The 23,586-nt window shown below is 64.8% G+C and carries 35 protein-coding genes and 1 tRNA gene; 2 read left to right on the top strand and 34 right to left on the bottom strand.

Annotated elements, in window-relative coordinates; translation table 11 throughout:
• Both Uis4E_RS04385 and nusA read right to left on the bottom strand, forming a co-directional pair.
• The coding region (locus Uis4E_RS04385; RefSeq protein WP_207764546.1) for a translation initiation factor IF-2 N-terminal domain-containing protein at positions 1-446 on the bottom strand (446 nt) is incomplete at its 3' end.
• A gap of 183 nt (positions 447-629) precedes the next feature.
• Positions 630-1,733 (bottom strand): transcription termination factor NusA, encoded by a 1,104-nt coding sequence (gene nusA / locus Uis4E_RS04380; RefSeq protein WP_101622013.1) that lies wholly within the window; start codon positions 1,731-1,733, stop codon positions 630-632.
• Positions 1,734-1,811: 78 nt separating this feature from the next.
• On the opposite strand from nusA, the gene Uis4E_RS04375 reads away from it, so the two are divergent.
• Positions 1,812-2,885, top strand: coding sequence for a hypothetical protein (locus tag Uis4E_RS04375; RefSeq protein ID WP_133125393.1), 1,074 nt, complete (start codon positions 1,812-1,814; stop codon positions 2,883-2,885).
• Positions 2,886-3,753: 868 nt separating this feature from the next.
• Here the strand turns inward: Uis4E_RS04375 and Uis4E_RS04370 are convergent.
• From Uis4E_RS04370 to Uis4E_RS04360, 3 genes are all read right to left on the bottom strand, one after another.
• Positions 3,754-3,839 (bottom strand) — tRNA-Ser (locus Uis4E_RS04370).
• Positions 3,840-3,950: 111 nt separating this feature from the next.
• A complete protein-coding gene (locus Uis4E_RS04365; protein ID WP_101622011.1) occupies positions 3,951-4,751 on the bottom strand; it encodes a transglutaminase family protein in 801 nt (266 codons plus the stop codon).
• A gap of 78 nt (positions 4,752-4,829) precedes the next feature.
• The gene (locus Uis4E_RS04360) at positions 4,830-7,013 is read right to left on the bottom strand and encodes a circularly permuted type 2 ATP-grasp protein (protein ID WP_101622010.1); all 2,184 of its coding nucleotides are present in this window, start codon (positions 7,011-7,013) and stop codon (positions 4,830-4,832) included.
• A gap of 186 nt (positions 7,014-7,199) precedes the next feature.
• Here Uis4E_RS04360 and Uis4E_RS04355 point away from each other — a divergent pair, with 186 nt between their 5' ends.
• Positions 7,200-8,168: a tRNA pseudouridine synthase A gene (locus Uis4E_RS04355; protein ID WP_101622009.1), complete on the top strand. Its 969-nt coding sequence runs from the start codon at positions 7,200-7,202 to the stop codon at positions 8,166-8,168.
• 321 nt (positions 8,169-8,489) lie between these two features.
• Here Uis4E_RS04355 and rplQ read toward each other — a convergent pair whose 3' ends face one another.
• The 29 genes from rplQ to rpsJ form a co-directional block, all read right to left on the bottom strand.
• Positions 8,490-8,993, bottom strand: a complete 504-nt coding sequence (gene rplQ / locus Uis4E_RS04350) for a 50S ribosomal protein L17 (protein WP_101622008.1) — start codon at positions 8,991-8,993, stop codon at positions 8,490-8,492.
• 90 nt (positions 8,994-9,083) lie between these two features.
• On the bottom strand, positions 9,084-10,082 hold the full coding sequence (locus Uis4E_RS04345) for a DNA-directed RNA polymerase subunit alpha (protein ID WP_101622007.1): 999 nt from the start codon (positions 10,080-10,082) through the stop codon (positions 9,084-9,086).
• A 79-nt stretch (positions 10,083-10,161) separates the two neighbouring features.
• Positions 10,162-10,563 carry a 30S ribosomal protein S11 gene (gene rpsK / locus Uis4E_RS04340; RefSeq protein ID WP_034527262.1) on the bottom strand — a complete coding sequence of 134 codons (402 nt, stop codon included), beginning with the start codon at positions 10,561-10,563 and terminating at the stop codon, positions 10,162-10,164.
• Positions 10,564-10,653: 90 nt separating this feature from the next.
• On the bottom strand, positions 10,654-11,031 hold the full coding sequence (gene rpsM / locus Uis4E_RS04335) for a 30S ribosomal protein S13 (RefSeq protein ID WP_034527264.1): 378 nt from the start codon (positions 11,029-11,031) through the stop codon (positions 10,654-10,656).
• Between the two features lie 149 nt (positions 11,032-11,180).
• On the bottom strand, positions 11,181-11,294 hold the full coding sequence (gene rpmJ, locus Uis4E_RS04330) for a 50S ribosomal protein L36 (protein ID WP_003814578.1): 114 nt from the start codon (positions 11,292-11,294) through the stop codon (positions 11,181-11,183).
• Positions 11,295-11,314: 20 nt separating this feature from the next.
• The gene (gene infA / locus Uis4E_RS04325; RefSeq protein WP_004268611.1) at positions 11,315-11,533 is read right to left on the bottom strand and encodes a translation initiation factor IF-1; all 219 of its coding nucleotides are present in this window, start codon (positions 11,531-11,533) and stop codon (positions 11,315-11,317) included.
• Positions 11,534-11,724: 191 nt separating this feature from the next.
• Positions 11,725-12,291 (bottom strand): adenylate kinase, encoded by a 567-nt coding sequence (locus Uis4E_RS04320; protein WP_101622006.1) that lies wholly within the window; start codon positions 12,289-12,291, stop codon positions 11,725-11,727.
• A gap of 25 nt (positions 12,292-12,316) precedes the next feature.
• The gene (gene secY, locus Uis4E_RS04315; protein WP_101622021.1) at positions 12,317-13,651 is read right to left on the bottom strand and encodes a preprotein translocase subunit SecY; all 1,335 of its coding nucleotides are present in this window, start codon (positions 13,649-13,651) and stop codon (positions 12,317-12,319) included.
• A 215-nt stretch (positions 13,652-13,866) separates the two neighbouring features.
• Complete coding sequence (gene rplO / locus Uis4E_RS04310) at positions 13,867-14,316, bottom strand: 50S ribosomal protein L15 (protein WP_101622005.1); 450 nt, start codon at positions 14,314-14,316, stop codon at positions 13,867-13,869.
• Positions 14,317-14,318: 2 nt separating this feature from the next.
• Complete coding sequence (gene rpmD, locus Uis4E_RS04305; protein WP_034527270.1) at positions 14,319-14,501, bottom strand: 50S ribosomal protein L30; 183 nt, start codon at positions 14,499-14,501, stop codon at positions 14,319-14,321.
• A gap of 3 nt (positions 14,502-14,504) precedes the next feature.
• Positions 14,505-15,257, bottom strand: coding sequence for a 30S ribosomal protein S5 (gene rpsE / locus Uis4E_RS04300; RefSeq protein ID WP_084686093.1), 753 nt, complete (start codon positions 15,255-15,257; stop codon positions 14,505-14,507).
• Positions 15,254-15,625: a 50S ribosomal protein L18 gene (gene rplR / locus Uis4E_RS04295; RefSeq protein ID WP_034527275.1), complete on the bottom strand. Its 372-nt coding sequence runs from the start codon at positions 15,623-15,625 to the stop codon at positions 15,254-15,256. The genes rpsE and rplR overlap by 4 nt, the downstream gene beginning before the upstream one ends.
• Before the next feature lies 1 nt (position 15,626).
• A complete protein-coding gene (gene rplF, locus Uis4E_RS04290) occupies positions 15,627-16,166 on the bottom strand; it encodes a 50S ribosomal protein L6 (RefSeq protein ID WP_034527278.1) in 540 nt (179 codons plus the stop codon).
• Between the two features lie 17 nt (positions 16,167-16,183).
• The gene (gene rpsH / locus Uis4E_RS04285; protein WP_034527281.1) at positions 16,184-16,582 is read right to left on the bottom strand and encodes a 30S ribosomal protein S8; all 399 of its coding nucleotides are present in this window, start codon (positions 16,580-16,582) and stop codon (positions 16,184-16,186) included.
• Between the two features lie 91 nt (positions 16,583-16,673).
• Positions 16,674-16,859, bottom strand: coding sequence for a type Z 30S ribosomal protein S14 (locus Uis4E_RS04280; RefSeq protein WP_003814530.1), 186 nt, complete (start codon positions 16,857-16,859; stop codon positions 16,674-16,676).
• A 1-nt stretch (position 16,860) separates the two neighbouring features.
• Positions 16,861-17,436 carry a 50S ribosomal protein L5 gene (gene rplE, locus Uis4E_RS04275; RefSeq protein WP_101622004.1) on the bottom strand — a complete coding sequence of 192 codons (576 nt, stop codon included), beginning with the start codon at positions 17,434-17,436 and terminating at the stop codon, positions 16,861-16,863.
• On the bottom strand, positions 17,433-17,768 hold the full coding sequence (gene rplX / locus Uis4E_RS04270) for a 50S ribosomal protein L24 (protein ID WP_034527286.1): 336 nt from the start codon (positions 17,766-17,768) through the stop codon (positions 17,433-17,435). The genes rplE and rplX overlap by 4 nt, the downstream gene beginning before the upstream one ends.
• A 1-nt stretch (position 17,769) precedes the next feature.
• Positions 17,770-18,138, bottom strand: coding sequence for a 50S ribosomal protein L14 (gene rplN / locus Uis4E_RS04265; protein WP_034527288.1), 369 nt, complete (start codon positions 18,136-18,138; stop codon positions 17,770-17,772).
• Between the two features lie 113 nt (positions 18,139-18,251).
• Positions 18,252-18,521, bottom strand: coding sequence for a 30S ribosomal protein S17 (gene rpsQ, locus Uis4E_RS04260; protein ID WP_034527291.1), 270 nt, complete (start codon positions 18,519-18,521; stop codon positions 18,252-18,254).
• Between the two features lie 2 nt (positions 18,522-18,523).
• Positions 18,524-18,772, bottom strand: a complete 249-nt coding sequence (rpmC, locus tag Uis4E_RS04255) for a 50S ribosomal protein L29 (RefSeq protein WP_034527294.1) — start codon at positions 18,770-18,772, stop codon at positions 18,524-18,526.
• A gap of 1 nt (position 18,773) precedes the next feature.
• Positions 18,774-19,193: a 50S ribosomal protein L16 gene (gene rplP / locus Uis4E_RS04250; protein ID WP_034527297.1), complete on the bottom strand. Its 420-nt coding sequence runs from the start codon at positions 19,191-19,193 to the stop codon at positions 18,774-18,776.
• A 6-nt stretch (positions 19,194-19,199) separates the two neighbouring features.
• The gene (rpsC, locus tag Uis4E_RS04245; protein ID WP_034527300.1) at positions 19,200-20,000 is read right to left on the bottom strand and encodes a 30S ribosomal protein S3; all 801 of its coding nucleotides are present in this window, start codon (positions 19,998-20,000) and stop codon (positions 19,200-19,202) included.
• 2 nt (positions 20,001-20,002) lie between these two features.
• A complete protein-coding gene (gene rplV, locus Uis4E_RS04240; protein WP_101622003.1) occupies positions 20,003-20,362 on the bottom strand; it encodes a 50S ribosomal protein L22 in 360 nt (119 codons plus the stop codon).
• 15 nt (positions 20,363-20,377) lie between these two features.
• Positions 20,378-20,656: a 30S ribosomal protein S19 gene (rpsS, locus tag Uis4E_RS04235; RefSeq protein WP_003814508.1), complete on the bottom strand. Its 279-nt coding sequence runs from the start codon at positions 20,654-20,656 to the stop codon at positions 20,378-20,380.
• 15 nt (positions 20,657-20,671) lie between these two features.
• On the bottom strand, positions 20,672-21,502 hold the full coding sequence (rplB, locus tag Uis4E_RS04230) for a 50S ribosomal protein L2 (RefSeq protein ID WP_034527305.1): 831 nt from the start codon (positions 21,500-21,502) through the stop codon (positions 20,672-20,674).
• Positions 21,503-21,538: 36 nt separating this feature from the next.
• Positions 21,539-21,835, bottom strand: a complete 297-nt coding sequence (gene rplW / locus Uis4E_RS04225) for a 50S ribosomal protein L23 (RefSeq protein WP_034527316.1) — start codon at positions 21,833-21,835, stop codon at positions 21,539-21,541.
• 5 nt (positions 21,836-21,840) lie between these two features.
• Positions 21,841-22,497, bottom strand: coding sequence for a 50S ribosomal protein L4 (rplD, locus tag Uis4E_RS04220; protein ID WP_101622002.1), 657 nt, complete (start codon positions 22,495-22,497; stop codon positions 21,841-21,843).
• 6 nt (positions 22,498-22,503) lie between these two features.
• Positions 22,504-23,154, bottom strand: a complete 651-nt coding sequence (gene rplC / locus Uis4E_RS04215) for a 50S ribosomal protein L3 (RefSeq protein WP_034527320.1) — start codon at positions 23,152-23,154, stop codon at positions 22,504-22,506.
• A 17-nt stretch (positions 23,155-23,171) separates the two neighbouring features.
• The gene (rpsJ, locus tag Uis4E_RS04210) at positions 23,172-23,480 is read right to left on the bottom strand and encodes a 30S ribosomal protein S10 (RefSeq protein WP_003808013.1); all 309 of its coding nucleotides are present in this window, start codon (positions 23,478-23,480) and stop codon (positions 23,172-23,174) included.
• Positions 23,481-23,586 lie beyond the last annotated feature (106 nt).

The following is a 23,586-nucleotide window of genomic DNA, read 5'->3' as shown; positions in this document are numbered from 1 at the left end:
CCGGACTGGCCCGGACGATGCTGGCCGGGACGCGGCGCGGCGGGACGGGCGCCCGGAACCGGATGCTGCTCGTGCTCGCCGGCGGCCGAAGCGGACGCGCCCGCGGCCGGAGCCGCCGGACGCGGACCCGGGGTCGGCGCGGCGGAGGAAGTGCGGGAGGTGTGGGACGCCGCCGGGCCCGGAGTCGGGGCCGGAGACGGATGGTGCTGGCCGGGACGCGCACCCTTGGGCGCGCCGTGCGAGCCGGCGCCATTCTGACGGTTGCCGCCCTGGCCACCGTTGCCGCCCTGCTTCGCGAAGGCGGACCTGAGCTTGCGAGCCACCGGGGGCTCGACCGTGGAGGAGGCGGACTTGACGAACTCCCCCATATCCTTCAGCTTCTCCAGCGCGGTCTTGCTGTCGATGCCGAGTTCCTTGGCAATTTCATAAACGCGTGGTTTCGCCACTACTTGTTCTCCTATCCGTGACCACGCGCCTGCGCGGTCAAAACTTGAAGACGACGAGCCTGTTCATCGTGCGACCATGATCGTGTAATCCTCGTTCTTTGGCCGGGCATGCTTACGCCCGGCATACCGCATCAAGCATACTCAACACGCTGGATGTGGGCACGCCGGGCGCAAGCCTTCCGGCTACTTCGCTTCCGGGGTCGGCTCCGGGGCGGAGGCGGCGTCGCCGGACGCGGCACCATCGGCCTCGGCGGCTTCGGCGGCCTTCTCGGCGGCGACCTTCTTCGCGTGGGCCTCGGCCGACTCGATGCCGATCTTCCAACCGGTGAGCTTGGCGGCCAGACGCGCGTTCTGACCCTCCTTGCCGATGGCGAGCGACAGCTGGTCGTCGTGGATGAACGCGATTGCGGTCTTGTTCTTCTCGCTGATCACCTGCACGCCGGTCGCGACGGCCGGGCTCAGCGCGGAGGCCACGAACTTCGCCGGATCGTCGGAGTAGTCGACGATGTCGATCTTCTCCGGTCCGAGGTTCTCCATGACGGCGCGCACGCGGGCGCCGCCGGGGCCGATCAGCGCGCCCTTCGGGTTCACGCCGTCCGTGTTCGCCTTGACGGCGATCTTCGTGCGGGCGCCCGCCTCGCGCGCGATCGCCATGATCGACACGGCGCCGGAGACGAGCTCCGGGACCTCGCGCTCAAACAGCTTGCGCACGAGCTCAGGGTGCGAGCGGGAGACGATGATCTCCGGGCCCTTCACGCCGCGGCCCACGTTCACCACGTACACGCGCAGACGCTGGCCGTGACGGTAGCGCTCGCCCGGCACCTGCTCGCGGCGGGGCAGGATCGCCTCGACGTCGCCGACGGCGATGTGCACGTTGGACGGGTCCTTCACGTCCTGCTGGACGATGCCGGTGATGAGCTTGCCCTTCTGACCGGAGAACGCGCCGAACACGCGCTCGTCCTCGGCACGGCGGAACAGCTGGGTGATAACCTGGCGCGCGGTGGCGGCAGCGAGACGGCCGAAGTCGCGCGGGGTGTCGTCGTACTCCTCGCCGAGCGTCGGCGCCGGATGCGGGTCCTCCTCGGTGGGGGTGCCCGGAATCTCGTCGGCGGCCCACACGGTGAACGTGCCGGCACGCTCGTCAAGTTCGACGCGCGCGTGCTTGGCCGGGTGCGAGGTCTTCATGTACGCGAGGCGCAGCGCCTCGGCGAGGGCCGCATCAAGCGCCTCCGGGTCGATTCCTTGCTCCAATGCGAGCTTGTGCATGCCTTGCAGGTCCAGTTCCATCTCGCAAGACCTCCCTTGAGTTCAGTTATATCGGCTCTTGGCCCATTTGGTCATAGTCGATGTTTACTCTACTGTTTTATGCAGACACTTCGTGATTCAGCCGTGGGCGTGCGGGCCGGTGACCTCGCCGCCGCCGTCGCCCGCCTCCTGCCGCATCACGAGTCACGTCGCACATCACGTCGCACACGCCGCATGTCGCGTCTCGCCGCGATCGCCACCGCGTGCGCGCTCGTCGCGCCGCTGGCGGGATGCGCGGCGCCGCATCTCGAATCGCGCAACGCCGACGCGTCGAAGCTCGGCACCTGCGAAAGCGCGTATCTCGCCGCGCAGACCGGCACGCCCGCCCTGTCCGACGGCTACGCGGCGATGCCGGCGATGATGCGCTATCTCGTCACGCGCGCCGCGGGCGAGGCGTGGATCACCGTCGCCTCCGCCTGCACGTCGCGCTTCGCCGAAGGCGCGATGCGCTCGGCGCAGGTCTCGTACGCCGCCGAGACGCTCGGCGCGGCGCTCGGCGTCGCCTCGCCCACGCCGCCGACCGTCGACTACGGCGAGGTCGTGCGGCTCGACGCGGGCGCCGACGCGCTGTCGGCGATGTCGCTGGCGGAGGACCGCGCCGGATTCGCGCTCGAAGTGCTGGCGGCGCGCGGCGTCGACAACGCCACGCTCGCCGCCTCCGACAACCACAAGACCGCCGCGCAGCGCCTGTTCTCGCTGTCCGGCGCGAGCAAGGACCCGCGACGGAAGGTGTACGCCGTCGATCAGCTCATCGCGCATCCCGACACGATCGAGGATGCAGCGGCGCCCGGCGTGACCGCGCCGACGGTGGCCGTCATCGAGATGGACTGCGCCCGCGCCTACCTCGACGCGATGGGCGGCGCCGATGATGGCGCCACGGGGGATTCCGCGGCCGGCTCGGGGGCAGCCGGTTCCTCGGAGGCTGCCGGTTCCTCGGGGACATCCGGTTCCTCGGGGGCATCCGGCAGCTCGTCCGAGGCTTCCGATGCGGGCGCATCGGATTCCGGCGCATCCGGTACGACTGCGTCCCCGTCGCGCAAGACGCTCGACTGGCTGGCCCGCATGGCCGCCGCCCGCGCCTGGCGCGCGATGGAACTCGGCTACCCCTCCGCCGACTCCGTCCTCTTCCGCTGATTCGTCCGCCTGCGCCCCCCCCCGCACTCGGTTCGTGTCATCAATCCGTCATGGTCTCGTCCGGATTCGCCACATAACCCGGTAGAGGCCTGCGTTCCGGTTGAGTGCGAGAATCCGGCTCTCCCTCAACCTTGTGGAGGCGGGTTTGCGGGTTGAGGGAGAGCTTGGTTCCGGGCCGGGGCATGGCCCGTGTGGGCCGCGTTCGCGCAAAACCGCTATTTTCCAAGGATTGTGGGTTTGGGAGGTTTCGCCACTCAACCGCAATCCGGCCTCCTACGGAGTTGAGTGGCGAATCGACCTCGCACTCAACCTGAAAAGCGGGCGAACTCCAGTTGAGGGGAAGTCTGATTCTCGCACTCAACGTGAAAACTAGGGCGATACGGGTTGAGTGGAAGACCAAGCCATCGACAACGCCATCGAAGCAACCGCGCCATGCGGTATAGCGGCCATTCCGATAAGGCTCAAGCACACCAACAGCTCCAACAGGACCCAACAGGACCCAAGCCCAAACCGGCTAGAAGCCGAAGTCTGCACCACCCAACAGGGGATTCGCTGTTTCCGGGCTGAGAGGGGTACTTCCCCATTGTCGTTCGAAGACAATTGGCTTATGAGGGGTACCTGCCGACATCTCATCAAGGAATATTGCGGTCATTGCGGCGCCTGTGCCCCGGATATGCCTTGATTGGGTACCCCTTGTAACGCAGATGGATGTCCGGAAGGGCTCGGATGTACCCCTGTTAGGAGAGAAAGACTTCTCGCTCCTGCCGGCGGGAAGACCCACGTTGCTTTACTTAACCCGCGGGATGAGGGGCGGGGACACCCGACCATACGAAAAAGGGCTTCGGGAATCCCGAAGCCCTTGATATCGCGGATAAGGCGAGATTCGAACTCGCGGAGGGGTTCGCCCTCACACGCTTTCGAGGCGTGCTCCTTAGACCGCTCGGACACTTATCCAATCGTCACGTAAAACGCAACCTGTTCATTATAAGCCTGTTCGTCCGATACGCAAATCACCGCGCGTCGCGTGCGCGTAATCGTCACGCCCCGCACACACCCGCCCCGCCGCTACAGCTCCTGCTCGTGGACGGAGGCGTTGACCCACTGGCTCTGCTGGACGTTGTACCCGGAGAAGATGCCGATGTCGAGCATGCAGTCGCGGTAGTCGCGTCCGTGGGCGATTGTGATGTAGTTGTCGTCGACCATGCGGTTGTGGGTCGGGTCGAGGCCGATCCACCGGCCGTTGTGGTAGATCTCCACCCACGCGTGCGTCGCGCCCTCCCCGCCCAGCAGGCCCGCGATGTAGCGGGCGATCAGACCGCAGTGGCGTGCCACGGACAGCATCACGTGAGCATAGTCCTGGCACACGCCCTTGCGCTGTTCCAACGCCTGCTCGGCGGTCGTGCGGATCGTCGTGGAGCCGGGCGTGTAGACGAACGCGCGGAACACCTCGTCCATGATCTCGCGCGCCTTGTCGATCGGCGAGGCGCTGTCCGGCAGGGCGGCGAGGCGGCCGCGGCAGACCGCCGTCAGCGCCTCGACCGCGGGGCCGGGGATCGTCAGCGCGGAGTCGAACCGGTAGAGCGGCTTGTAGATCTCCGGCTTGATGTGCTCGTTGTCGACGAACGCGATGCCGGTCACCTTGTAGTTGAACACGTCATGCGGCTCGGGGATGTACCCGGTCTTCACGACCGAATCGAACGAGTCGATGGTGGTCTCCAACTCCACGTCCGGTTCGATGTCGATCTCCACGTCCACGACCTGCTGGCGCGGGCCGGTGGCGGGGATGCATCGCAACTGGAACCGGTGGTCGGTGACGGGCGAGCTGAAGCTGAGCTTCATCTCATAATCAAACACCAGTTTCTTCATGCTTCAGGCTCCGGGAAAGTGGACGGCAACGACAAACGACAGACATACTGTCTTCCAACTTTACCAGTGTGACCCACGTCACGGCCTGCGCGCGTCCATGTTCATCGAGTTCAGCGAGCTGCCGTCCTTGATGTCGCCGTGGATGGAACGCCGGCCGAAGTCGCTGAGGAACTCCTGCAGACGGCCGTTGAGCTCCGGATAGCCGCGCTGCGGCAGCTGGCCGAGCAGCCAGCTCACGCCATCGGCGAAGCACTGCGGCAGCGGCATGCCGTCGAGCGCATGCGCGTAGGTCTCCAGCTTGCGCAGCGGCGCCTCCATCTCCGCCATCGGCATGCCGAAGCGCGTGTACAGGTCGATGCGTTCGATGTACTTGCCGATGAAGATGAACGCCTTGAGCGTCATGTCGGCCGCCGAGTTCTCGATGCCGCCCCAGAAGGCGAGCATGTCGTCGGCGATGTCGCGCTGCGTGTAGATGTCCTCCGCGCTGGCGGAGCGTTCGGCCGCGTCGGTGATGTTCGTGACGGCCAGCTCCACGTACTGCAGCAGACGCGAGCTGAGTTCCGGGCGCAGGATGACCGCGTTGTTGAACGCGGCGACGATCGCGGAGCGCACCGAATCCGGGTTCGTGCCGTCGTAGAGGAACGAGTGGATGAACGTGTCGAAGTCCTCGAAGTCCTCCGGCAGGTCGAGCGCGCGGGCGAACGGACGGAACGCGTCCGGGTTCTCGTCCATCACGCGGTCGTAGAACGGGAAGAACTGGACGAGCGTGGTGAACGCGCGTTCGGTGTAGCGGCCCAGCCAGTACAGGTTGTCCGCCTTGGACGCGGTGACGAGCTGGAGCGCGTGCTTGCGCGCGTGCGGCATGAGGCTCACCGATTCGATCTCGGCGCCGCGTGCGAAGTCCTTGCTGCCGTCCTTCGGGGCGAGCACCCACGTGTCCTTGAAGCCGCCGCCCTGCGAGGAGTTGACGATCATCTGGCCGGGCACGGACGAGTAGCGGGTCAGGCCGGAATACCACACGTGCGTGTTCTGGCCGGTCACGACGAACGCGCGCAGGTCGCACTTGCGCGGGCTCCGCTCCCCCGTCGACGGGTCGACCACGTCGATGTCGCGGAACTGGATGATCTCCTGCGCGATGAACCGGCGCGGGTCGGTCTTGATCTTCTCGGCCAGCTCCTCACGCTTCGCCTTGTCGAGGTCGCGGCCGAAGACCACGCCGTAGCCGCCCGCCTCGGCCACGTCCTTGATGACGAGCTCGCCCATGCGGTCGAGGACCTCCTTGCGGTCCTTCTCGAACATCGGCATGTAGGTGGGCGCGTTGTGCAGGATCGGCTCCTCGTTGAGGTAGTACTTGATCATGCGCGGTACGAAGTAGTAGATGGCCTTGTCGTCGGCGGCGCCGTTGCCGGGCGCGTTGACGATCGCCACGTTGCCGGCGCGGTAGGCGGAGAGCAGCCCCGGCACGCCGATCACCGAATCCGGGTTGAACGCGAACGGGTCGAGGAAGTCGTCGGCGAGTCGACGGTAGACGACGCCGACGCGGTGCCGGTTGCCCGCGTAGTCGAGGAAGAACAGCTTGTTCTCGACGACTTCGAGGTCCTCGGGGAAGGCGAGCGTCGCGCCGGTCTTCTCCGCCAGATACGCGTGCTCGAAGAACGCGGAGTTGTAGCGTCCCGGCGTAAGCACCACGGCGATGCCCTCGGTGGAGACGAAGTCCATCGACTTGCGCAGCAGACGCGGGTAGTCGCGGTTGTCGCGCACGTGCACCTCGCGGAACAGGCGCGGATTCGTGCGGCGTTCGATGTCGCGGGCGAACAGCGGGTAGCTGGCGCCGGACGGGATGCGCAGATTGTCCTCGAGCACCCACCAGCGGCCGTCCTCGCCCTGCACGAGATCCTCGCCGGCGATGTGCGCGAACACGCCGCCGGGAGGCGTCACGCCGTTCACCTGCGGGTAGTAGCCGGCGGACGTGTACACGAACTCCTCGGGGACGACGCCGTCGTGGATGATTCGCTTCTCCGAATAGATGTCCTTGAGGTAGGCGTTCAACGCGTTGACGCGCTGCTTCAGGCCCGCCTCCAGCTCGTCGAACTCGTCGGATTCGATGACGCGCGGGATCGGATCGTAGGGGAAGAGACGGTCCTTGTACACGCCGTCCTTGTACACGCCGAACCGCACGCCGTTGCGGCTCAGTTCGCGGTTGATCTCCTCACGTCGCGCCACCAGTTCCGCCGCAAGCCTGCTCGCCGCCGATTCAATCATCGTGCCACTTTCCTTGTGAAGGTTCTTGTTTTTCGTACCCGATTCACCGTAGGGAACCACGGTTTCGGCAAACGCGCGCCAATGTTACGAACACGTCACCGCGGCGTCATCGCGTCGCGTCATCGCATCACATCATCGCACCGCATCATTCCGCCGCATCGGCGCTGGACCGTATACTCGTTGGCTATGACACGACTGCGCATCGACCTGGCATACGACGGCGGCGGCTTCTACGGATGGGCCACGCAACCCCACATCCGCACCGTGCAGGGCACCATCGAGGCGGCGCTGCACAAGCTGCTGCGCGTGCCCGACCACGACCCGGACGAGCCGCTGCGTCTCGTCGTCGCCGGACGCACCGACACGGGCGTCCACGCGAGCCATCAGGTCTGTCATCTCGACATCGACGAATCGACGCTCGCACGCGCCGTCGGGCACATGAAGGTGCCGGCGGTCACCGCGCTGGAGCATCGTCTGCAGCGTCTCCTGCCGACGGACATCGCGATCCATCGCGTGTCCGTCGCGCCGGACGGCTTCGACGCGCGGTTCTCGGCGCTGGAACGCACGTACGTGTACCGGATCGCCGACCGCGCGAGCGAAGTCGACCCGCGATTGCGCGGCTGCGTGCTGCACATCGACGACACGCTCGACCTCGACGCGATGAACCGGGCGGCGGCGATGACGCTGGGACTGCATGATTTCGGTTCGTTCGCGACGCCGAATCCGGGCGGCACGACGATCCGCGAGGTGAAACGCGCCGCGTGGACGCGCGTCCCGTCGCGCCCGCTGGTACCGGCGCGCGACGACGTCGCGACGCACGGTACCGGCGACGCGCGCGACGCGGCTCGGGTTTGCGGCGACGCGACGGGCGGGTACGTGACGCCGACGCTGGAGTCGGGATTGGTGTGCTTCACGATCGTCGCGGACGCGTTCGCGCGCAACATGGTGCGTTCGCTCGTCAACGCGTGCGTCGCGGTGGGCATCGGCAAGCGCGATCTGGACTGGTTCGCCGGCAAGATGGCCGTGCCGAAGCGCGAGGGTTCCACCGGTCCGATCGCGCCGCAGGGCCTCACGTTGGAGCACGTCGCCTACCCGCCGGACGATGAGCTCGCCTCCCGCGCCGAAGCGATCCGCGCCGTCCGCACGTTGCCGTAGCCCCGCAGCACACTCCCGCCCCGCCTCCCACTTCCCATATCCATACCTCCCACTTCCCATATCCCACCTCTCATATCCCCTCCCCATAGCGCCCACTTCCCCCATGGTGCGGCAACACACTTTCTCCATAACGTTGGAATTCCGCCGTTTTCGTCTACCGCACCATGGGAGTTTTACCGCACCATGGGATGAGTGGGGTGGGTGATGAGTGGGGTGGGTGGAATTGAGGAGGGATTGGCGGGTATGCGGGTATGCGAAAGGGGGTCGGGAATCCTCGTGGATTCCCGACCCCCTTGCTGCGAGTCAGCTGACGCTAACGGCTCACTCGGCCTGCTCGGCCGGAGCCTCGGTGGCCTCGGCGGCGGTCTCGGCCGGAGCCTCAACCGGAGCCTCGGCGGCCGGCGCCTCGGTCTCGGCGGACTTGGCGGCGGCTTCGGCTTCCTTCACGACGGCCTGCTTCTTGCTCACCGGCTCGGTGACGAGCTCGATGATGGCGGCGGGCGCGTTGTCGCCCTTGCGCGGGGCGATCTTCACGATGCGGGTGTAGCCACCCTCACGCTGCTCCATCTGCTCGGCGATCTGGGTGAACAGCACGTGCACGACGGACTTGTTGCGGATGACGCGCATCACGCGACGGCGGGAGTGCAGATCACCGCGCTTGGCGAAGGTGATCAGGCGCTCGGCCAGCGGACGAAGGCGCTTGGCCTTCGGCAGCGTGGTAACGATGCGGCCGTTCTGGAACAGGCTGGTGGCCATGTTCGCGAGCATCAGGCGCTCGTGCGCCGGGCTGGAGGCCAGACGCGGGCCCTTCTTGGGTGTGGGCATAGTAACTCCTTATGTCAGGCCGGTTCAGGTGGGCAGTGGCCCGAACATCCGAACCGGTCGGACGGTTGGTCGAATGCGGCTAACGGGTTCTCACTCGTCTTCAGGCGAGAAGAAGGTGCCGCCTTCGAGATTGTTGGCATCGAAGCCACCCAGCGGGGAGGCCTTCAGGGACATGCCCAGAGACTGGAGCTTCTCCTTGACCTCGTCGATGGACTTCATGCCGAAATTGCGGATATCGAGCAGATCCTGCTCAGTGTGGGAGACCAGCTCGCCGATGGTGTGGATGCCCTCGCGCTTCAGGCAGTTGTAGCTGCGCTGGGTGAGGTTGAGATCCTCGATCGGCACGGCGAGTTCGGGGTTGGACTCCTCCGCCACCGGGGCGGGGCCGACCTCGACGCCTTCGGCCTGGGTGTTGAGCTCACGGCACAGGCCGAACAGCTCCACCAGGGTGGAACCGGCGGAAGCCACCGCGTCGCGCGGAGAGATGGCCGGCTTGGTCTCCACGTCCAGGATGAGCTTATCGAAGTCCGTGCGCTGTTCCACACGGGTCGCCTCGACCTTGTAGCTCACCTTGAGCACCGGGGAGTAGATGGAATCGACCGGGATACGACCGATTTCGTCATTGTCCTGCTTGTTCATCGCGGCCGGGACGTAGCCACGACCACGCTCGACGGTGAACTCGATCTCGAGTTCGCCGTCCTCGGCGAGGGTGGCGATGTGCATGTCCGGGTTCGCGATGGTCACGCCCGCCGGCGGGGTGATGTCACCGGCGGTGACCTCGCCCTTGCCGCTCTTGCGCAGGTACATCACGACGGGCTCGTCGTACTCGCTGGTGAGCACGATGCCCTTGATGTTGAGCAGGATCTCAGTCACGTCCTCCTGGACGCCCGGCAGCGTGGTGAACTCGTGCAGGGCACCGGAGATACGCACCGAAGTCACAGCGGCTCCCGGAATCGAGCTCAGCAGGGTGCGGCGCAGCGAGTTGCCAAGCGTGTAGCCGAAGCCCGGTTCGAGCGGCTCGATGGTGAAGCGGGAGCGCTGGGGGTTCAGCGATTCCTCGGTAAGAGTCGGACGCTGTGCAATAAGCACTGTGGTATCCTTTCAGCTTTTGGCCGGTGGTGCACTCACCGGGCCAACAGCGGGTTGGATGAATATTGTCTAGTAGTGCTCAGACGCGACGACGCTTCGGAGGACGAACGCCGTTGTGCGCTTGCGGGGTGACGTCGGTGATGGAACCGACCTCGAGACCAGCGGACTGCAGGGAACGGATGGCGGTCTCACGACCGGAACCCGGGCCCTTCACGAACACATCGACCTTCTTGACGCCGTGTTCCATCGCCTTGCGGGCGGCGGACTCGGCGGCCATGCCGGCAGCGTACGGCGTGGACTTGCGGGAGCCCTTGAAGCCGACGTCGCCACCGGACGCCCAGGACACAACCGCGCCGGACGGATCGGTGATCGAGATAATCGTGTTGTTGAAAGTGGACTTGATGTGAGCCTGGCCCACCGGGATCGACTTGCGATCGCGGCGACGAGCGGGCTTACGAGCGGCTTGCTTAGGCGCTGCCATTGACCCTCGTTTCCTAGTAACGAACTTGTTTGCTTGGGGTTGCGGCGCGGGCGATGGATGTTACCCCGTGGCCCGTGCCAATGCCACCTACTACTTGGTGGCCTTCTTCTTTCCGGCGACCGTGCGCTTCGGGCCCTTGCGGGTGCGGGCGTTGGTCTTGGTGCGCTGGCCGCGCACAGGAAGTCCCCTGCGGTGACGCTGGCCCTGGTAGCAGTTGATCTGAATCTTGCGACGGATGTCCGCGTCGATCTCACGACGCAGATCGCCCTCGATCTTGTAGTTGGCCTCGAGGTAGTCACGCAGCGTGATCAGCTGCTCGTCGGTCAGATCCTTGACGCGGATGTCCGGGTTGATACCGGTCGCGGCAAGCGTTTCCTTCGCACGAGTGCGGCCCACACCGAAGATGTAGGTGAGGGCGATCTCGATGCGCTTCTCATTGGGGATGTCGACTCCGGCAAGACGTGCCATTGCGATTCCTTCTGGTTGACGTAGGTCTTGCACCCACTCGTCCGGCTGTCCGGCACGGGCCTACGTACCCGTGGTTCAGTGTCGTTCCCTTGCGGGAAGCACTGTGAGTGAGCGCCTGATTTTCAATTGTGCCGCTGGAGAATCTGCTCTCAGCCCTGACGCTGCTTGTGGCGCGGGTTGGTGCAGATCACCATGACGCGGCCGTGACGACGGATCACGCGGCAGTTCTCGCAGATCCTCTTCACACTAGGGCTGACCTTCATGGTTATCCTTTGCTTGTACCTTACTTGTAACGGTACGTAATGCGACCGCGGTTGAGATCGTACGGGCTCATCTCGAGCACGACGCGGTCCTGCGGGAGGATGCGGATGTAGTTCTTCCGCATCTTGCCGGAAATGGTGGCCAGCACGATGTGCTTGTTCTCAAGTTCAACGCGGAACATCGCGTTGGGCAGCGCTTCGACCACCCGACCTTCGACTTCAATCACACCGTCTTTTGCCATGAGCTCCCGGCTTCCGTTTCGTTGGTTGCATTACATTGACGTATCCGAAGACACACCAATCTACTAGGATAGCGAAGAGCCGGACGAAATCGACACTCGGCGTGTCATTTCGTCCGGCTCTTCGGTCGTGTGGTATATGCGCGCGAACGGCGCCGCATCCGCGTGCCGCCGCCGCGCGTATGCCGCTACGCTCAGCGGGCGTCGAGGGCGGCGACGATGTTCTTCTGAATCTCGTCAATCTCGCCGACGCCGTCGATGGCGACCAGCTGGCCACGGGACTTGTAGGTGTCCAGCAGCGGCGCGGTCTCCTTCGCGTAGGTGGCGAGACGCTTGGCGATGGCCTCCGGGTTGTCGTCGGTGCGGCCCTGCTCCTCGGCGCGCTTGGCGATGCGCTGCATCAGCACGTCGTGGTCGGCGTCGAGCGCGACGACCGCGTCGAGCGGGGTGCCGAGCTCGGCGAGGATGGCGTCGAGCGCCTCGACCTGGGAGGCGTTGCGCGGGTAGCCGTCGAGGATCCAGCCGTTCTTGGCGTCGTCCTGGGCGAGACGGTCCTTGACGATGGAGTTGGTCAGCTCGTCCGGCACGAGTTCGCCCTTGTCGGTGTACTCGATGACCTTGAGGCCCAGCTCGGTCCTGCCCTTGATGTTGGCGCGGAAGATGTCGCCGGTGGAGATGGCGGGGATGCCGTAGTGCTCGGCGAGCAGCGCGGCCTGGGTGCCCTTGCCGACGCCCTGCGGGCCCATGATGAGAAGACGCATTGTCGTTGCTCCTTGTCTTGTTGGCTCAGTTTTCCTTGTGGTCGATGTCTTCGAGCAGGAATCCGGCGTACTGGAACTGCTCGGTCTGGGCCTTGGCCTGACGCAGGGTGTCGAGGCCGACGCCCGCGATGATCAGGATCGTCGTGCCGCCGAACGGCAGCTGCGTGTTGAGGCCGAGGGCCATGATGAGGACGGTCGGGATGAGCGCGACGAACAGCAGGTAGACGGCGCCCACCGTGTTGAGTCGGTTCATCACGTAGCTCAGGTAGCGGCTGGTCGCGTTGCCGGCGCGGATGCCGGGGATGAAGCCGCCGTACTGCTTCATGTTGTCGGCGGTCTCGTCCGGGTTGAACGTGATCTCGGTGTAGAAGAAGCAGAAGAACACGATCATCAGCGCGTACAGCGCGATGTACCACACGCTGGTGGTGTTCGCCAGGTTGGCGTTGATCCACTTGACCCAGCTCTGGTCGGTCTTGCCGAACTGCGCGATGAGCGTCGGGATGGCGAGGATCGAGGAGGCGAAGATCGGCGGGATGACGCCGGACATGTTGATCTTGAGCGGCAGGTAGGTGGAGGAGCCGCCGTACATCTTGCGGCCGATCATGCGGCGCGTGTACTGCACCGGGATGCGGCGCTGGCACAGTTCGACGAAGTCGACGAAGATGAGGATGACGACGAGGACGCTCACGACGATGGCGAACTTGGTCCAGTCGCCGTTGGTGCCGTTGGTGCCCCAGCCGATCTCCCATAGCTGCGGCAGGAAGCCGGAGCAGATGGACATGAAGATGAGCACGGACATGCCCTGGCCGATGCCCTTGTCGGTGATGAGCTCGGCCATCCACATGATGAGGCCGGTGCCGCCGGTCATGATGAGGACCATGACGATGAGGTTCCACACGGAGCCGTCCGGGATGACCTGGGAGCAGGCGTAGTTGAACAGCGCGCCGGAGCGGGCGGTGACGAGGATCGTGGTGGACTGCAGCACGGCAAGACCGATGGTGAGGTATCGGGTGTACTGCGTCAGCTTCGCCTCGCCGGACTGGCCCTCCTTGTGCAGGGCCTCGAAGCGCGGGATGACGACGCGCAGCAGCTGCACGACGATGGACGCGGTGATGTACGGCATGACGCCGAGCGCGAAGATCGACAGCTGCAGCATGGCACCGCCGGAGAACAGGTTCACGAGTCCGATGAAGTTCTCCTGGCTGCCCTGCGGGGTCGCCACGCACTTCTGCACGACGGTGTAGTCCACGCCCGGGGTCGGGATGAACGAGCCGATGCGATAGATGATGATGATGAAGAGGACGAAGAGAATCTTCTTCCTCAGTTCCTTCGTCTTCAGGGCCTGGATTAACGTCCTCACCTGGAATCCTCCCATGCGCCCCAAGGCGCTACAGCGATGCTCATGTGTTCGTAATTTGAACGCTAACGCACGAGCATATCGTATCGTGCCTACTTAGCGCTAACAGAACGTCGAAAATTCGTGGTCATACGACATGACCCCCTCGCTCACTAGGGGGCGAGGGGGTCATGATCGTGAAATTATCTCACCGAAGCGGTGATGCGCCCTGAGGCGAATCAGGCTTCGACGCTGCCGCCGGCGGCCTCGATCTTGGCCTTGGCGGAGGCGGAGGCCTTCACGCCCTTGAGCGTGAACGCGACGGTGACGTCACCGTCGCCCAGGACCTTCACCGGAGCGTTGCCGCGAACGGCGCCCTTGGCGACCAGGTTCTCGGCGGACACCTCGCCGCCCTCCGGGAAGAGCTCGACGAGACGCGCGATGTTGACGACCTGGTACTCGACCTTGAACGGGTTCTTGAAGCCACGGAGCTTCGGCAGGCGCATGTACAGCGGGAGCTGGCCGCCTTCGAAGCCAGGACGCACGTTGGTGCGCTTGGTCTGGCCCTTGGCGCCACGGCCCGCGGTCTTGCCCTTGGAGCCCTCACCGCGGCCGACGCGGGTCTTCGCCTTGTTGGCGCCCGGAGCCGGCTTCAGGTCATGCATCTGCAGGATTTCGTTGTCTGCCATAATCAGTCGACCTCCTCGACGGTGACCAGGTGGCGAACGACGTTCACCAGACCGCGGTTGGCCGGGATGTCCGGACGGACAACGGTCTTGCCGATCTTGTTCAGACCCAGGGTCTTCGCGGCGGCGCGCTGCTTGGGCGTGCGGTTCACGAGACCGTGGTGGAGCGTGATCTTCAGGTTAGCCATCTATCACTCACCATCCTTCGCTTCGGCGGCCTTGGCGGCCTGAGCCTCTTCACGGGCCTTGCGGGCCTCGGCGATGCCGGCGGCGCGGGCGCGCAGCAGGGCATCGGGGGCGACCTCGTTCAGGGCGAGACCACGACGGGCGGCGATCTCCTCCGGCTCCTCAAGCTGCTTGAGGGCGGCGACGGTCGCGCGGACCATGTTGATCGCGGTCGGGGAGCCCATGGACTTGGTCAGCACGTCGGTGATGCCGGCGCACTCCATGACGGCGCGCACCGGGCCACCGGCGATAACGCCGGTACCGGGGGCGGCCGGACGCAGCAGGACGGTGCCCGCGGCGTCGTGACCGATCACCGGGTGGGTGACGGTGCCGCGGACGCGCGGCACGGTGAACATGTGCTTCTTGGCGTCCAGCTGGCCCTTGGCGATGGCCGCCGGGACCTCACGGGACTTGCCGTAGCCGACGCCCACGGTGCCGTTGCCGTCGCCGACCACCACGAGGGCGGCGAAGCTGAACGTACGACCACCCTTGTGGGTCTTGGACACGCGGTTGATGGTCACGACGCGATCGAGGAGCTCATCGCCCTTGTTCTCTTCGCGACGGTTGCGACGCTCACCGCGGCGGCCCTCGCCGCGACGACCGCCACGGCGGCCGCCACGACGCTCGTCGTTGGCGTTGGCGTTGTTCTCGTCAGCCGGGGCAGCCTGAGTGTTCTGAGTTTCTTCAGCCACTTGGGTTTCCTTCATTTCTTCGCTCACAGTGCCAGACCTCCCTCACGGGCGCCATCGGCGACGGCGGCGACACGGCCGGTGTACTTGTGACCACCACGGTCGAAGACGACGGACTCGATGCCGGCGGCCTTGGCCTTCTCGGCGATGAGCTCGCCGACCTTCTTGGCGGCCTCGACCTTGGTGCCTTCGAAGCCGGCGAAGTCAGCGGTCAGGGTGGAGGCGGAGACCAGGGTGATGCCCTTGGTGTCGTCCACGACCTGAGCGACCATGTGGCGGTTGGAACGGGTGACCACCAGGCGCGGACGCTCGGCGGTGCCGGAGATACGCTTGCGGATGCGGGCGTGACGACGCTTGAGAGCGGCCTTCTTGCCCTTGCCGAAAATAGTGACGCTCATATCACTTACCAGCCTTTCCAGCCTTGCGCAGAATATGCTCGCCGGCATACTTGATGCCCTTGCCCTTGTAGGGTTCCGGAGCGCGCAGCTTGCGGATGTTGGCGGCCACCTGACCGACCATCTGCTTGTCGGTGCCCTCGACGACGACGTGCGTCGCGTCGGTCACCTTGAGCGTGATGCCTTCCGGCGGGTTGACGGTGATCGTGTGGGAGTAGCCGAGGAAGAACTCGATGCCCTTGCCCTTGGCGACGGCGCGGTAACCGGTGCCGACGATCTCCAGGGTCTTGGAGTAGCCGTCGTGCACGCCCTTGACCATGCCGGCCATGATGGAGCGGGCCAGACCGTGCTTGGCACGGGTCGGACGCAGGTCGTCGGCCGGGGTGACGATGATCTCGTTGCCCTCGACGGCCGCGGTGATGCCTTCCGGCAGGACGTAGGAGTCGGTGCCCTTCGCGCCCTTGGCTTCGAAGTTCTGACCGTCGATCTTGACCTCAACGCCAGCGGGGATGGCGATGGGGAGCTTACCAATATGCGATGCCATGTGTCAGCTCTCCTTTCTCACCACACGTAGGCGACGATCTCGCCACCGATGCCTCGATCGAGGCATTCCTTCTGGGTCAGCAGTCCCGACGAAGTCGAGATGATCGCGATGCCGAGGCCACCGAGCGGCATCGGCAGGGAGTCGGACTTCGCGTAGCGACGCAGGCCCGGCTTGGAGATGCGCTTGATGCCCTGGATGGAACGCTCGCCGTTCGGACCGTACTTGAGGGTGACCTCAAGGGTCTGACCGACCTTGGCTTCCTTGGCGGTGTAGTCCTTGATGAAGCCTTCGCGCTTCAGGATCTCCGCGATGTTCTTCTTGAACTTGGAGTACGGCATATCCACGGTCTCGTGCTTCGCCGCGCTCGCGTTACGCAGACGCGTGAGCATGTCTGCGATCGGATCTGTCATTGTCATGTGGGCTTATGCCCTTTCTCGCCGTGGTTTCCGCCGCCGGCTCCCCTGGGGCTCCAGGAGAGCTACGGCCGCGGACCTTCAGCGTCGATGTTTACCAACTGGACTTCGTAACGCCGGGCAGCTCGCCGCGGTGGGCCTTCTCGCGAAGGCAGATGCGGCACAGGCCGAACTTGCGGTACACGGAATGGGGACGACCGCAGACCTGGCAACGCGTGTAGGCGCGCACCTTGAACTTCGGCTTGCCGGCCGCCTTGTTCTTAAGAGCGGTTTTTGCCATATCAGTTCTCCTTGAAGGGGAAGCCGAGGTGCTTGAGCAGCGCGTAGGCTTCCTTGTCGTCCTTGGTGCTGGTCACCACGGTGATGTCCATACCACGCTGGTGGTCGATGGAATCCGGATCGATCTCGTGGAACATGGACTGCTCGGTGAGACCGAAGTTGTAGTTGCCCTGGCCGTCGAACTGGTGGCCGTTGATGCCGCGGAAGTCGCGGATACGGGGCAGAGCCAGCGTCAGCAGACGATCGAGGAACTCCCACATGCGGTCGCCACGCAGGGTGACGTACGCGCCGATGGCCTGACCCTCACGCAGGTGGAACTGCGCGACGGACTTCTTGGCCTTGGTGATCTTCGGCTTCTGGCCGGTGATCAGGGTGAGGTCCTTGACGGCGCCCTCGATGAGCTTGGAGTCGCGAGCGGCGGCGCCGACACCCATGGAGACGACGACCTTCTCGACGTGAGCGACCTGCATCGGGTTGGAGTACTTGAACTCCTTCTCGAGCTCCGGGACGATCTGCTCGTTGTACTGCACCTTCAAGCGCGGGGTGGCCGGCGCTTCGACGGTAGTGGTGTCGGTCATGCCAGCTCCTTTCCGGACTTCTTGGCGACGCGCACGCGCACGGTCTTCACCTTGCCGTCACGCGCCTCTTCCTTCACGATGACGCCCACGCGGGTCGGCTTGCCGGTCTCCGGGTCGATGACCATCACGTTGGAGCGATGGATCGGCGCCTCGACGGAGACGATGCCGGCCTGCTGGCCCTGCTGGGTGGCGCGGACGTGCTTCTTGACGATCTGAACGCCCTCGACGATCAGACGGTCGTTCGGCAGCACGCGAAGGACCTTGCCCTCCTTGCCGCGATCCTTGCCGCGGATGACCTTCACCTGGTCGCCGCTCTTGATCTTGGCTACCATGTCAGATCACCTCCGGGGCGAGGGACACGATGCGCATGAACTTCTTGTCGCGAAGCTCACGGGCGATCGGTCCGAAGATACGAGTGCCCTTCGGTTCACGGCCGGAGCCGAGAATCACCGCGGCGTTCTCGTCGAACTTGATGTAGGAGCCGTCGACACGACGGTGCTCCTTGACGGTACGGACGACGACGGCCTTGACCACGTCACCCTTCTTGACCGATCCGCCAGGGATCGCGTCCTTGACCGAGGCGACGATGACGTCGCCCAGGCCGGCATAGCGTCGCTTCGAGCCACCGAGCACGCGGATGGCAAGGATCTCCTTGGCACCCGTGTTGTCGGCGACATGAAGCCGCGTTTCCTGCTGAATCATTGATTCTCCTTAGCCGAGCTGGTTCTCCCCGCACACCGGGCGCGGTGGATAGACGCACAGAACATCTATCTAACCGCGCCCGGTGGACGGCGAGCCTTGCCGAACTTATTTTTTTACTTGGCGCGCTCGATAATCGACTCGAGACGCCAACGCTTGGTCTTGCTCAGAGGACGAGTCTCCATGATACTCACGAGGTCGCCAATGTGCGCCTCGTTGTGTTCGTCATGGGCCTTGACCTTCTTGGTGGTGCGGACGACCTTGCCGTACAGCGGGTGGGTCTTGCGGTTCTCGAGCTCCACGGTGATCGTCTTGTCCATCTTATCGGACACGACGTAACCGCGGCGAACCTTGCGGAAGTTGCGCTCCTGCTGCTCTTCAGCCATGATCACTGCTCCTTAGCTTCGTCGGCCGGCTCGGAGGTGATGCCAAGCTCGCGCTCGCGCAGCACGGTGTACATGCGGGCGATGTCGTGCTTGACGGCCTTGAGACGGGCCGTGTTCTCGAGCTGACCGGTGGCGGACTGGAAGCGCAGGTTGAACAGCTCTTCCTTGGACTTCTTCAGGAAGCCCTCGATCTCCGCGTTGGTCTTCTCGTTGAGATTCTTGATGGAGTATTCTTCGGTTCCGACTGCCATATCAGATGTCACCGCCTTCACGAGCAATCACACGGCACTTCATGGGGAGCTTGTCGATGGCACGACGCAGGGCTTCCTTGGCGACGTCCTCGGAGACACCACCGATCTCGAACATCACGCGACCGGGGTGGATGTTGGCGATCCAGAACTCCGGCGTACCCTTACCGGAACCCATTCGGGCGCCGAGGGCGTGCTTGGTCAGCGGACGATCCGGGAAGATCGTGATCCACACGCGGCCACCACGCTTGATGTAGCGGGTCATGGCGATACGCGCGGCCTCGATCTGGCGGTTGGTCACGTAGGCCGGGGCCAGCGCCTGGATGCCGTAGTCACCGAAGTTGATCTCGTTGCCGCCCTTGGACATGCCGGAGCGGACGGGACGGTGCTGCTTGCGGTACTTGGTCCTCTTTGGGATAAGCATTCTTGCTCACTCCTTCGTTTCCGTGGCAGCGGGGGCCGCGGCGGCCTCGGCCTTGGGGGCCTCGGCGTTGCGGGCGGCACCGGCGTTGCGGTTGCCACGGCGCGGACGGCGATCGCCGCGACGGCCGGGACGGTTGTTCTGCTGGGCCTGCTGCTCTTCGAACTCACGTTCGGTCATGTCGCCCTTGTAGATCCAGACCTTGACGCCGATGCGGCCGTAGGTCGTCTTGGCCTCGAAGAAGCCGTAGTCGATCAGGGCGCGGAGGGTCTGCAGCGGGACGCGACCCTCGCGGTAGAACTCGGAACGGCTCATTTCGGCACCGCCGAGACGGCCGGAGAGCTTGATGCGGATACCCTTGGCACCGGCGCGCATGGCGTCCTGCTGGGCCTTGCGCATCGCGCGGCGGAAGGTGACGCGGTTGGTCAGCTGCTCCGCGATGCCCTGAGCGACGAGCTGGGCGTCCAGCGCGGCGTTCTTGACCTCGAAGATGTTGAGCTGGACCTGCTTGCCGGTCAGCTTCTCGAGCTTGGCGCGGACCTTCTCGGCCTCGGCGCCGCGACGGCCGATCACGATGCCCGGACGGGCGGTGTGGATGTCGACGCGGACGCGGTCGCGGGTGCGCTCGATGACGATCTTGCTCACGCCGGCGCGCTCGAGGTCCTTGTTCATCTCCTTGCGGATCTTGTCATCCTCAAGGACGAAGTCGCTGTAGCGCTCGCCGGCCTTGTTGGAATCGGAGAACCACTTGGAGCGGTGGTTTTCAGTGACGCCCAGGCGGTAGCCAAAGGGATTGATCTTCTGACCCATCTTTAGCGGTTTCCTTCCTTGTTGGCGACGACGACCGTGATGTGGGAGGTGCGCTTGTTGATACGAGCGGCACGGCCCTGGGCACGAGCGCGGAAACGCTTGAGCGTCACGCCCTCGTCCACGTAGGTCGCCTTGACGACCAGGTCGTTCTCACGGAACGGCTCGCCGGCCTTGTCGGCCTTGACGCGCGCGTTGGCGATGGCGCTCTCGAGGACCTTGCGAACCGGGATGGACGCGTCCTGCGGAGCGAACTTGAGGATGGTGAGGGCTTCGGTCGCCTGCTTGCCTCGGATGAGGTCGACCATGCGGCGAGCCTTGCGCGGCGTCACGCGGACGTGACGGGCGATTGCTTTAGCTTCCATAAGTCATTCTCTCCTTTAGCGGCGGGCCTTCTTGTCGTCCTTCACGTGACCCTTGAAGGTCTTCGTGGGGGCGAACTCACCCAGCTTGTGGCCGACCATGGCCTCGGTGACGAACACCGGGACGTGCTTGCGGCCATCGTGGACAGCGAACGTGTGTCCGATGAAATCAGGGGTGATCATCGAACGGCGGGACCACGTCTTGATGACGTTCTTGGTGCCCTTCTCGTTCTGCTCGTCGACCTTCTTCTGCAAGTGGGCGTCGACGAAGGGGCCCTTCTTGATGCTACGAGTCATCGCTTCGAATCTTCCTTACTTGCGGTTCTTGCCGGACGGACGGCGACGGACAATCATCTTGTTCGAAGCCTTCTTCGGACGACGAGTACGAACCTCGCCCTTGCCCCACGGGGAGACCGGCGGCTTGCCGCCGCGGGTACGACCGCCGTGCGGGTGGTCGACCGGGTTCATGGACTCACCACGGGTGATCGGGCGCTTGCCCATCCAACGGGCGCGGCCGGCCTTGCCGAGCTGCACGTTGGCGTGGTCCTCGTTGCCGACCTCGCCGACGGTCGCGCGGCAGCGCGCGTCGACGTTGCGGATCTCGCCGGACGGCATACGCAGCTGGGCGTAGGCGCCGTCCTTCGCGACGAGCTGGACCGAGGTGCCGGCGGAACGGGCGATCTTGGCGCCGCCGAGCGGCTTGAGCTCGATGGCGTGGATGACCGTACCGGTCGGGATGTTCTTCAGCGGCAGGTTGTTGCCCGGCTTGATGTCGGCCTGGGCGCCGGTCTCGATGACATCGCCCTGCTTGATGCCCTTCGGCGCGATGATGTAGCGCTTCTCGCCGTCGGCGTAGTGCAGGAGGGCGATGCGGGCGGAGCGGTTCGGGTCGTACTCGATGTGAGCGACCTTGGCCGGCACGCCGTCCTTGTCCCAGCGACGGAAGTCGATGAGACGGTACTGGCGCTTGTGGCCGCCGCCGCGGTGGCGGGACGTGATACGGCCGTAGGAGTTACGACCGCCGGTCTTGGAGAGCGGACGAACGAGCGACTTCTCAGGCGTGGAACGCGTGATCTCGGAGAAGTCCGAGACGGAGGCGTTGCGGCGGCCGGCGCTCGTCGGCTTGTAAACGCGGATAGCCATAATGTAGTTCTTCCTTTAACTTTTCTCGGCTAACCTTCAGTTACCGAAGATGTCGATGGTCTGGCCCTCGGCGACGGACACGATCGCACGCTTCTGAGCGACGCGACGACCGTAGCCGGTGCGGGTGCGAGTGCGCTTGCCCTCGCGGTTGAGGGTGTTGACCTTCGTCACCTTGACGTTGAAGATCTGCTCGATAGCCTGCTTGATCTGCACCTTGTTCGCGTTCGGGGCCACCACGAAGGTGTACTGGCCACGATCGGAGGCGGCGTAGCTCTTCTCGGACACGACGGGCTTGATGATGATGTCGTGAGCCGGCTTGTGAATAGCGACCATGGAAATCAGGCCTCCTTCTTGGTCTTCGCCGCCACGAAGGCCTCAAGGGCCTCCTTGGTGAAGACGACGTACTGCGCGGTCACCACGTCGTACGTGTTGAGCTGATCGACGAAGATCGGGTGGACATACGGAAGGTTGCGCACGGAGAGCCACTCGTTGACCTGGTCACGGGTCAGCGCGATGGTGGCGAACTTCTCACCGATGACCGGGTTCAGGGCGGCGATGGCGGCCTTGGTGGACGGCTTCTCGGAGACGCCGAAGTCGACGACGGCGACGCGACCGGCGTTGGCGCGGTCGGACAGCACGTACTTGAGGGCGGCGGCCTTCATCTTCTTGGGGGTGCGCTGGGAGTAGTCACGCGGCTGCGGGCCGAACACGACGCCGCCGTGGTACCACTGCGGGGCGCGGATGGAGCCCTGGCGGGCACGACCGGTGCCCTTCTGCTTCCACGGCTTCTTGCCGCCGCCGGAGACGTTGGCGCGGGTCTTGGTCGCGTGGGTGCCGGCACGACGGGCGGCGAGCTGCGCGATGACGACCTGGTGGATCAGCGGGATGCGGGACTGGACCTCTTCGGCGGAGAAGCCGAAGAGCTCGGCCGGGGCCTCGACGGTGCCGGCGGCCTGGCCCTGCGGGTCGGTGACGTTCAGAGTAACGTTAGCCATGGCTTATCAGGCTCCCTTCACGGCGGAGCGAACGAGAACGATGCCGCCCTTCGGGCCCGGGATGGCGCCCTTGATGGCGAGGATGCCGTTCTCGACATCCGCGGAGACGACGGTCAGGTTCTGCACGGTGGAGGTCACATGACCCATGCGGCCAGCCATGCGCTTGCCCTTGAGGATGCGGCTCGGAGTAGCGCACGCGCCGACGGAACCGGGGCGACGCTCGTTCTTGTGGGAGCCGTGGGTACGGCGGTAGGACTTGAAGCCCCAACGCTTGATGGTGCCGGCGAAGCCCTTGCCCTTGGTGGTGCCGGTCACGTCGACCTCGGCGCCCTCGGCGAAGACGTCGGCGTTGAGCTCCTGGCCCACCTCGTACTCGGTGGCGTTGTCCTCGCGCACCTCGACGAGGTGACGGCGCGGGGTCACACCGGCCTTGGCGAAGTGGCCGGCGAGCGGCTTGGTGACCTTCGTCGGGTCGATCTGGCCGTAGCCGAGCTGGACGGCGGTGTAGCCGTCGGTCTCCGGGGTCTTGATGGCGGTGACGACGTTGGTGGAGACGTCCACCAGCGTGACGGGCACGAAGAAGCCGTTCTCGTCCCACACCTGCGACATGCCGAGCTTCTTGCCCAGCAGCGCCTTGCGATCCTTATGTTGCGACATAGCGGTTCCCTCCTCCCTTACAGCTTGATCTCGATGTTGACGTCCGCGGGCAGATCGATGTGCATCAGGGAATCCACGGCCTTCGGGGTCGGGTCCACGATGTCGATGAGGCGCTTGTGGGTGCGCATCTCGAAGTGCTCGCGAGAATCCTTGTACTTATGAGGAGAACGGATAACAACAAAAACGTTCTTCTCGGTCGGCAGCGGAACGGGGCCAACAACAGTTGCGCCCGCGTTCGTCACCGTTTCGACGATCTTCTTCGCCGATTGGTCGATGACCTCGTGGTCATAGGACTTAAGCCTGATGCGGATTTTCTGTCCCGCCATTGCCGTCCGCCCTTTCTAGCGATTCGTGTACTGGTTTCCAGCCTGCTTCTTGAGGGCACCGGCGCGCATGGCCTCCCTTGGACATACGTCCTCTGGCGGTCATCCG

Source organism: Bifidobacterium parmae, assembly GCF_002860365.1.
GTDB classification, from domain to species: Bacteria; Actinomycetota; Actinomycetes; order Actinomycetales; family Bifidobacteriaceae; genus Bifidobacterium; species Bifidobacterium parmae.
This window is presented reverse-complemented; position numbering and strand designations above follow the sequence as displayed.

What these genes read in the sequence shown, in the direction of transcription:
- rpsS (WP_003814508.1), bottom strand. Translation starts at nt 20,656, where the DNA reads ATGACTCGTAGCATCAAGAAGGGCCCCTTCGTCGACGCCCACTTGCAG.
- rplX (WP_034527286.1), bottom strand. Translation starts at nt 17,768, where the DNA reads ATGGTAGCCAAGATCAAGAGCGGCGACCAGGTGAAGGTCATCCGCGGC.
- rplE (WP_101622004.1), bottom strand. Translation starts at nt 17,436, where the DNA reads ATGACCGACACCACTACCGTCGAAGCGCCGGCCACCCCGCGCTTGAAG.
- rpsC (WP_034527300.1), bottom strand. Translation starts at nt 20,000, where the DNA reads ATGGGTCAGAAGATCAATCCCTTTGGCTACCGCCTGGGCGTCACTGAA.
- Uis4E_RS04360 (WP_101622010.1), bottom strand. Translation starts at nt 7,013, where the DNA reads ATGATTGAATCGGCGGCGAGCAGGCTTGCGGCGGAACTGGTGGCGCGA.
- rplD (WP_101622002.1), bottom strand. Translation starts at nt 22,497, where the DNA reads ATGGCTAACGTTACTCTGAACGTCACCGACCCGCAGGGCCAGGCCGCC.
- rpsQ (WP_034527291.1), bottom strand. Translation starts at nt 18,521, where the DNA reads ATGGCTGAAGAGCAGCAGGAGCGCAACTTCCGCAAGGTTCGCCGCGGT.
- rpmD (WP_034527270.1), bottom strand. Translation starts at nt 14,501, where the DNA reads ATGGCTAACCTGAAGATCACGCTCCACCACGGTCTCGTGAACCGCACG.
- Uis4E_RS04365 (WP_101622011.1), bottom strand. Translation starts at nt 4,751, where the DNA reads ATGAAGAAACTGGTGTTTGATTATGAGATGAAGCTCAGCTTCAGCTCG.
- rplR (WP_034527275.1), bottom strand. Translation starts at nt 15,625, where the DNA reads ATGAGCGTCACTATTTTCGGCAAGGGCAAGAAGGCCGCTCTCAAGCGT.
- rpsK (WP_034527262.1), bottom strand. Translation starts at nt 10,563, where the DNA reads ATGGCAGCGCCTAAGCAAGCCGCTCGTAAGCCCGCTCGTCGCCGCGAT.
- rplO (WP_101622005.1), bottom strand. Translation starts at nt 14,316, where the DNA reads ATGGCAGACAACGAAATCCTGCAGATGCATGACCTGAAGCCGGCTCCG.
- nusA (WP_101622013.1), bottom strand. Translation starts at nt 1,733, where the DNA reads ATGGAACTGGACCTGCAAGGCATGCACAAGCTCGCATTGGAGCAAGGA.
- rplW (WP_034527316.1), bottom strand. Translation starts at nt 21,835, where the DNA reads ATGGTCGCTATTCACAAGCCGGCTCACGACATCATCATCAAGCCCGTC.
- rpmJ (WP_003814578.1), bottom strand. Translation starts at nt 11,294, where the DNA reads ATGAAGGTCAGCCCTAGTGTGAAGAGGATCTGCGAGAACTGCCGCGTG.
- rplP (WP_034527297.1), bottom strand. Translation starts at nt 19,193, where the DNA reads ATGCTTATCCCAAAGAGGACCAAGTACCGCAAGCAGCACCGTCCCGTC.
- rplC (WP_034527320.1), bottom strand. Translation starts at nt 23,154, where the DNA reads ATGTCGCAACATAAGGATCGCAAGGCGCTGCTGGGCAAGAAGCTCGGC.
- rpsH (WP_034527281.1), bottom strand. Translation starts at nt 16,582, where the DNA reads ATGACAATGACAGATCCGATCGCAGACATGCTCACGCGTCTGCGTAAC.
- Uis4E_RS04355 (WP_101622009.1), top strand. Translation starts at nt 7,200, where the DNA reads ATGACACGACTGCGCATCGACCTGGCATACGACGGCGGCGGCTTCTAC.
- infA (WP_004268611.1), bottom strand. Translation starts at nt 11,533, where the DNA reads ATGGCAAAAGACGGTGTGATTGAAGTCGAAGGTCGGGTGGTCGAAGCG.
- rplN (WP_034527288.1), bottom strand. Translation starts at nt 18,138, where the DNA reads ATGATTCAGCAGGAAACGCGGCTTCATGTCGCCGACAACACGGGTGCC.
- rpsM (WP_034527264.1), bottom strand. Translation starts at nt 11,031, where the DNA reads ATGGCACGTCTTGCCGGAGTCGACATCCCCAATGAGAAGCGCATCGAG.
- rpmC (WP_034527294.1), bottom strand. Translation starts at nt 18,772, where the DNA reads ATGGCAGTCGGAACCGAAGAATACTCCATCAAGAATCTCAACGAGAAG.
- Uis4E_RS04280 (WP_003814530.1), bottom strand. Translation starts at nt 16,859, where the DNA reads ATGGCAAAAACCGCTCTTAAGAACAAGGCGGCCGGCAAGCCGAAGTTC.
- rplV (WP_101622003.1), bottom strand. Translation starts at nt 20,362, where the DNA reads ATGGAAGCTAAAGCAATCGCCCGTCACGTCCGCGTGACGCCGCGCAAG.
- rplB (WP_034527305.1), bottom strand. Translation starts at nt 21,502, where the DNA reads ATGGCTATCCGCGTTTACAAGCCGACGAGCGCCGGCCGCCGCAACGCC.
- rplF (WP_034527278.1), bottom strand. Translation starts at nt 16,166, where the DNA reads ATGGCATCGCATATTGGTAAGCTCCCCATCGCCATCCCCGCTGGCGTT.
- Uis4E_RS04320 (WP_101622006.1), bottom strand. Translation starts at nt 12,291, where the DNA reads ATGCGTCTTCTCATCATGGGCCCGCAGGGCGTCGGCAAGGGCACCCAG.
- Uis4E_RS04375 (WP_133125393.1), top strand. Translation starts at nt 1,812, where the DNA reads ATGCAGACACTTCGTGATTCAGCCGTGGGCGTGCGGGCCGGTGACCTC.
- rplQ (WP_101622008.1), bottom strand. Translation starts at nt 8,993, where the DNA reads ATGCCCACACCCAAGAAGGGCCCGCGTCTGGCCTCCAGCCCGGCGCAC.
- rpsJ (WP_003808013.1), bottom strand. Translation starts at nt 23,480, where the DNA reads ATGGCGGGACAGAAAATCCGCATCAGGCTTAAGTCCTATGACCACGAG.